The 6,922-nt window shown below is 67.3% G+C and carries 5 protein-coding genes; all 5 read right to left on the reverse strand.

Annotated features, from left to right (window positions below; genetic code table 11):
- Positions 1-172: 172 nt before the first annotated feature.
- Entirely contained in the window at positions 173-1,315 is a 1,143-nt protein-coding gene (locus tag ACVW19_RS34545) for a hypothetical protein (RefSeq protein WP_457465072.1), read from the reverse strand.
- Between the two features lie 169 nt (positions 1,316-1,484).
- The gene (locus ACVW19_RS34550; protein WP_457465073.1) at positions 1,485-3,449 is read right to left on the reverse strand and encodes a DUF3732 domain-containing protein; all 1,965 of its coding nucleotides are present in this window, start codon (positions 3,447-3,449) and stop codon (positions 1,485-1,487) included.
- A 4-nt stretch (positions 3,450-3,453) separates the two neighbouring features.
- Complete coding sequence (locus tag ACVW19_RS34555) at positions 3,454-3,939, reverse strand: three component ABC system middle component (RefSeq protein ID WP_457456931.1); 486 nt, start codon at positions 3,937-3,939, stop codon at positions 3,454-3,456.
- 43 nt (positions 3,940-3,982) lie between these two features.
- Positions 3,983-5,170, reverse strand: a complete 1,188-nt coding sequence (locus tag ACVW19_RS34560) for an ABC-three component system protein (protein ID WP_457456929.1) — start codon at positions 5,168-5,170, stop codon at positions 3,983-3,985.
- Positions 5,171-5,680: 510 nt separating this feature from the next.
- Positions 5,681-6,865, reverse strand: coding sequence for an IS701 family transposase (locus tag ACVW19_RS34565; RefSeq protein ID WP_457456983.1), 1,185 nt, complete (start codon positions 6,863-6,865; stop codon positions 5,681-5,683).
- Positions 6,866-6,922 lie beyond the last annotated feature (57 nt).

Genomic DNA, 6,922 nt, shown 5'->3' on the forward strand with positions numbered 1-6,922 from the left:
GGCCGGGCGTGGCCAACGGTGGCCCCTGCGGCTGCTCTCTCGGATGCGCTCCGTCAGCGGCGTCGTCCGGGAGAGCCGTACCGGGCAGCATCAAGAGCGCCCGACTGGTGGCCAGGATCCTCGCCGACGTCTGTGTGTGCAGCACGTGCATGAGGTCTTGGCCTTCGAGGGCTCAGGATGCGGCGTCGGGACCGGCCAAGAAGCGGGCTGCGTATCCGCGAGCTGTGGCGCGGGCGTTGGGCAGGTGGAAGACAAGGGTGTGGGAGACGAAAAAGTCTGCCCGGCTGGTCGTGGTCAGGACCAGACCGTCGTCCTGAAGGCGGTGTTCGGTGAAGCCCTGGAAGACTCCGTCGGCAATCGGGGTGCATGCCCAGGGATTGTGCAGAACGTGAAAGCCCTCACTGAACGTCTCGTGATCCTCGGAGCCGTAGTCGCCCACGACATAGGCGTGAGGGCGAGGGCGGACCGCATCGGGGTCAGGGTCGAGCACGCTGCCGTAGCGCAGGAGTGCCACATCGCCCGGCCCGTAGCCGCATTCGGTGCCCATCCGGTGGAACTTCGCGACCGTGGCGCTGTTGGAAAAGATAACGGCTGCCAGATGGGCGGCTTCTGGCAGCGCGAAGAGTCCGCTGGGAATGGTGGTGCCCGCGTACCGGTGCTCCGTGATCTTCTCGCTGGTCCACACGGGAGCGCCGTTGCCGTCATGGCCGGGGACGGTGCGGTGCCCGTACAGGTAGTCGGCCAGCGGGCCGACGGTGTGGAACAGGGAGCTGAGGTGGTGGAAGGACTCCAGCGCGATGACAAACGGCCAGCCCTGAATATGGGGCTGTTCCCAGTAGGCACGGCCCTGGGCGTCGCGTTTGAGGAGCTTGCGGCGCAGCGCCTTGGCGCTTTGGAGCACAAATTCCGCTTCGGCCGCCTCTAGGTCTTCCGGGACCAGGGGGTGCTGCCCGCTGCCGGGAGCGCGGTCCGGATCAGGGATGGGTACGGTTTGAGCCGGATTGCTGGTGGTCGCCTCGATGGCTGCAGAGTGGGGTCCGCTGATGAGGAAGTCGGGTGCGCCGCCGGTGCGTTCGAGGGTGTGCCCCTGCTCCTGGAGGGCGGCAAACAGGGCCAGTTCCAGGACGCGCGGCGAGAAGCCCCCAGTTTGGAACTCGCGGACGAAGCTGCGGTCGGCACCGTGGAAGGCGGCGAAGGTCTCGTCCATCAGACGCCGGGTGGCTTGGTGGACGTGATGGTCGCGCACTCTGCGGAAGCGCGGGTCGGTGGCGTCCTCGGACAGTTTGGGGAGACGGTCGAACAGGCTGCGCGGCATGACTGCATCTCTACACCAAGACGCGGGCCAGGGAGGGGTCCGGACAACCGGTACTTCACCGCAGGCGCGGAGGGCGGTGTGCAGGGCGTTGAGGCTCGGCTCGGTGCAGCAGTGACAGGGCGCCGGACCAGGTCGTTCAGGTTCTGGGGAATTTCCCGATGCGCAGTTGTCAGTGCCGCCTCTCCTGACCGGCCTGTTCAATCCAGTCCTGCGGGATGAGTTTGCGTCCGCCGCGCCAGTTGTGGCGTACCGATTCTTGGAACCACGGCTCGTCCAGGTTCGCGTGGTCCGAGACGATGATCTGGAGGTCGGGGGCGAGTTCGCGGGCTACGTCGTGGATGAGGCGGAACAGGCGTGTGACAGCTGCCCGGTCCGTGTCGTCCTCGAGGGTTCCGGAGGCTTGGTCGACTTCCGAGCGGTACCAGACCTGGGTGGGCTGGTCCAGCATCAGGATGCGCGGGACCGGGCGGCCTTGGCGGGTGAAGTAGCGGTGCAGGGCGAGGTGGACGATGACGTGGTAGCCGACCCAATTCTCTCCGCTGCCGATGCGGAAGAGGGGGGCTGGCCCCTGTTCGGTGTCGGTGACGACGGTCAGACGGCTGAGGTCGAGTCGTACGCTCTGGCCGCTGTGCTCGAGCTGAAGCCGGTCGGCCCAGTCGGTCATGTCCTGACTGATCGCGACGAGACGCGAGGTGAGCTGTTCACGTTCTTCGTTGGGGTCGAGTTCGGCCGTCAGCGCCTCGACCCGGGCCTGTGCAACATCGAGCAGCTGCTTCAGCCGGGCCACTTCGTCCGCTGTGCTGGCGGGAAGCGCGGCGAGGCTTGCGTGGATGCGGCCACGCATAAAGTCGCGGCGTGAGGTGTCGGCGAGTTGCTCGGTGGCGACCCGGGCGGAGACGAGGGACTGCAGCGTTGCGTCGATGGTGCGAAGAGATGCTCGTAGTTCGTCGGCCCGCTCGTCCAACTGGGTGAGGGCGGTTCGTCGGGCCGGGCGGGCGGCCTCGACGTCCTGCAGTTTGGTCTGCAGGCGCTCAAGGCTCTGGTGCAGTTCTTGCGCTGTCGGGTCGGGCTCGCTCATCGCTGATCCGCACAGGGCGCAGACGGTGGAGTCGCCCCGGTCGCTGTCCGGTCGCACGCCGAGGAGGTTGAGGCTGGCCAGGCGCGCCGTCTGGGTGCGGACGGCACCGGCGTAATCACCGGCTGAGTCGTCCTGCTGCAGGAGGAGTTCACGCTCCGCAGCCACGCCTCTCAGGCGGGCGCGCAGCTGGTCGCGTTCGCGTTCGAGTGCGTTGCGGCGGTCGGCCGTCTGCGGATCGGCGACCGGCGGTACGGGGCCAGCGGTCACCGCGGCGTGCAGGGCGGACAGGGCGGCGGTGCGCTCGGGCTGCTCCTCGGTGTCGACCATGCCGAGTGCGAAGGCCTCTCGCCACAGCGAGGCAAGTCCGGCTTGTGCTCTCTGGGCGCCTTGGAGGGCCTGTTGATAGGCCATGTCGGCTGTGCGCGCCTCACGCTTGGCTGCCGCGAGCTGGGCTCGTCTGAGTGCCTGGTCGCGGGGGACGGCGCCGAGGAAGTAGGGGATGGTGTCTTTCAGGGTCTGGGCCATGAACTGCTCGCCCTGGCGGTGGAAGAGGAATCCGGGGTCGGCGATCTCGCTCTGGCGCTGCAGGCAGAGCAGGGCGGCATGGCCGATGTGGGCTTCCAGTGCCTGGCGACCGGAACCGGCCGGGGGCTCGTGCAGGTTCTCCTCGATGCCGATGCGCCGGCCGAGCTGCTCGCGGACCGTGTTGGTGTCGGAGTTGACCTCGAGTTGCTCGTAGTCGAGGGGTTCGAGGTCTGCGCCGAAGGCGAGCATGGCCTGCTGGGTTGAGGACTTGCCAGCCTTGGGGGCAGGGCGTGCGACGAAGGCGCGGCCGCTGTCGAGCTGGAACAGGGCGGCGTACCAGGACACGGTGCTGGTGATGGGTCCCACCGGCATTTGCAGGGTGTCGCGTCCCAGGCAGGATTCGACGATCTCGAGCAAGGCGCTCTTGCCTGTTTTCGACTCGCCCGTCACGACGTTCAGGGCGCCTGGGGTGAACTCCAGGACCTGCCGGTCGCCTGTCTTGCTGTAGAGGATGATCGCGAGCAGTTGCACCCGGTTAGGGTGTCACGCCGAGGACGGCAAAGACAGTCGCTGGGCTGTCGGCCTTGGCCAGCCAGCGCCCTGCCAGACTGGCCTTGCGCAGGATCTGGTCGAGTTCCTCGGGGGTCTTGAAGCCGCGCGGTCTGCGGTACGCGGATCGCATACGTCCGCCGGGTTCTAGGGTGAGGACGTGGTGAGCCAAGCCGAACCGGGTGCCTTCCTTGACGGGCTCCGTCAGGGCCTGAACCCGGGCGGGGAACCCGGCCCGCAGAACGGGGTTCTTGCCGATCCAGGCGCCCAGGTGGGTTCTGGTCGAGGCGGGCAGGGCCTTGCGGGTCGGCTGGTGCAGGACCATGGGGGCGGCCACGAACCCCAGGACCCAGGGCATGGCCTGCTCCGTCTCCTTCTCATACCCCTGCGCGACACTGGCCAAGATAGCCGCCATCAGGGCCGGGTTGAGCATGACGGCGGAGATCGGGGAGCGATCGCTCCAGGCGGTCATACTCATCTCCTCGTCGCGGCGGCCGAAGAAGGCAGTGGCAGCGTCACGTGACCACCTTCAACAGTTCGGCGATGCGGGTCTCAAAGTCGGCGTGCCAGCCGATTTTGCCAGTGTCGGCGAGCATGTGCCGCTGGCCGCGGGCGAAGAACGGGTCGTTGTACCGCGAGCGCACCGCGAGGCTGGTCTGGCCGAGGAGTTGTCGCAGCAGCTGCTTGCCGGCGGTCTTCTTCGCGTCGTCGTCCGCGTCCCCGTCGAGGGTGTCGAGCATCCACTCGAACTCACGCTCCCATTCGTCGACGAGCTCGTTCTCGAAGCGGGTCAACTCGACTGCCCCGATGAGGTCTTCTTCGAGCCAGCGCACCGAGTGGGTGTAGGCGCGGTAGTAGTCCACGATCGCCTTTTGCAGGTTGCGTGGCGGGTAGGCCACCCAGTGCATCTGTTGCACGAAGGGGTGCATGCGGTACTTCTGTTCCAGCTCTCCCGCGTTGACGTCCGCCAGCTCTACCAGGGTGGGCAGGTTCTCGCGGGTGAACTGGTCACGGATATCGGCGATTGCCGCCTGCGCGTCACCGACATCGACGCCACGCTGCCGGCCCTGCAGCAGGGCGAGCGCCATCTCGTCCCACCACCGCCAGACCATGGCCAGGAAGAGGCCCTCGTGGCCGGGCGGCAGCGCCCAATGCAGTCGCTCCTTGACCTGGACGGCGACATCCTGGATGTGAGGTGAGCGGTCGATCACCCGGATACGGGAGACGAACGACAGCCTCGCCGCGTCACCCAGACTGAGGAACTGGTCGCGGGCCTTCTCGGTGAGCTGGGCCGTGGAAGTGCGCGCGACATGCTCCAGCAGACGCTTGGCCTCCGCCTCATTGCGGCTGCGCGGACACAGCGCGGCAACGGCCGTTCCCTCCGCGGCAGTCTCGGTCGTCACCAGGGCAAGCGCAGGGCCGACGGGGTCGGATGGCGAGGCTTCGTCCATCCACACCTTCAGCGTGCGCCACACATCCGTTGCCGTGTCGGTGAGCGACCGGTGCTGGCCGATATGGTGTTTGACCTGGAGGAGTTCCGTGGCCGTTCCCTCCTGCTCCCACGCCACGTCGTCGTAGAGCTCCAGGCTCAGCGCGGCATCAGGTCTGCTCGCTCCCGTCTGCAGGAGCTCTACCAGGGCCCACCACGTCTGGTGCTGGTAGCCGATGGCATTCGGAGCAGCGCTGTGAGAACCCTTTCCCATGACCTGCAGTCTCCCCCCGCCTGGGCACAGCGTCCACACGCCATGCCCACCCAAATGTCGAATCTATGTTCGATATTGTGGAGGGTTGCGGCGGGCTCGTCAATTTCGCATCCACTCCGGTCCGCGGTGCGGTCATGCATTACGCCCGTTGCTCGACGGGAGTGAAAACTCGGCGTTCGGCCGCCGCGCGCTCCGCAGACGTACTGATTCCCAGGGCTTTCGCACGGGGCTCCCACCGCGTTGTCAGCACCCCGGCCGGGCGGGCTTGCTGGTCCAGCTCGCCGTCGTCTTGTAGTGCACGTTCCACAGGGTGCAGATCAGCGGCAGTGGCGGCTGCCCCTGCCCCTAGTACTGCAACGGTGCTTGTGCTGATTGCTGACCAGTTTCAGGGACTGTGTCCGCGCCGCTTGTAGTGACTGACGCGGGCCTGGTGTTGCCGTCTGCGACGCCATGTCGACCAGTGCAGGATGTGGTCGACAGGTGCGGGCCGGCGGTCGGTGAGCCGGGTGATCAGCCGTCTGATCTCGGCGAGGCTGAGGTGGATGAGCTGGGAGGATCCGTTTCTGCTTTCCCAGTGTCCAGCTCTCGGGCCCGCAGGACGGTCAGGCAGGCGTGGGCGGCCATGGCCAACGTCATGTGGCGGTGCCAGCCGGGATAGCGGCGGACCTGGTAGTCGTCCAGGCCGCACTCCTGCTTCGCGGTCTGAAAGCATTCCTCCACGGCCCAGCGGCTGCCCGCGACGCGGATCAGCTCGTCCAGGGTCGTGTCGGCCGGGCAGTAGGCGATGTAGTAGGAGATCTCGTCCGGGCGGCTGACGCTGCGGCGGGCCAGCACCCAGTGCCGACGATCCGGCCGGTGCCAGGGCCGCACCTCAACCCGCGCCCAGTCATAGATCCGCCGGCCGTGGACGCCGTCGCCACAGGAACGGCGTTTCCACTTCTGCCGCGGCAGGCCGGGAAACAGCTCGTGGACGGGGTGGTCGATGGACCAGCGGGTGACGACGGTGTCGTGCCGGGTGGTGGCCATGACGTGGAAGACGTCCGCCTGCTCCAGCTCGAACCGCCAGCCTTTGGAGAAGCCGTAGGCGGCATCCGCGGTCACCCACCGGAACGGGATTTTCTCCGCGATCGCGCGGCGGACCATCGACTTGGCCATCGCCACCTTCGTCTCGAAGGCCACCTCGTCACCGATGCCGGCCCGGCGGCACCGTTCCCGGTCGTCCGTCCAGGACGTAGGCAGATACAGACGGCGGTCGATCAGCGTCCGGCCGCCATGAGCCGCGTAGGCGAGGAAGACGCCGATCTGGCAGTTTTCCGTCCGCCCGGCGGTGCCGGAGTACTGCCGCTGCACCCCCGCCGACCGCACCCCCTTCTTCAGGAAGCCGGTGTCGTCCACGATCAGGACGGCGTCCCGGTCACCCAGGTTGTCGACCACGTACTGGCGCACGTCATCGAGGACCTCGTCGGCGTCCCACTCGATCCGGTTCAGCATCCGGTGGATGCGGTCCGGGCCCGCGTGGCCGGCCTCCTCCGCCAGGGTCCAGCCGTTCTTGCGCTGCAGCGGAGCGATCAGGCCCCGCATATAGGCCAGTGCCGACTCCCTCGGCTCCGATCTGTTGAACCGGTGCACGAACCGCTCGTGCACCGCCTCGAGTTCGCTCGCCCACAACCTGATATCAGCAAGGTCCCCACCCATAACCACGCCAACGACTGACCTGGCCAGCAGTCACGGCAAGCACCGTTGCAGTACTAG

This window comes from Streptomyces sp. TE5632 (assembly GCF_054061295.1).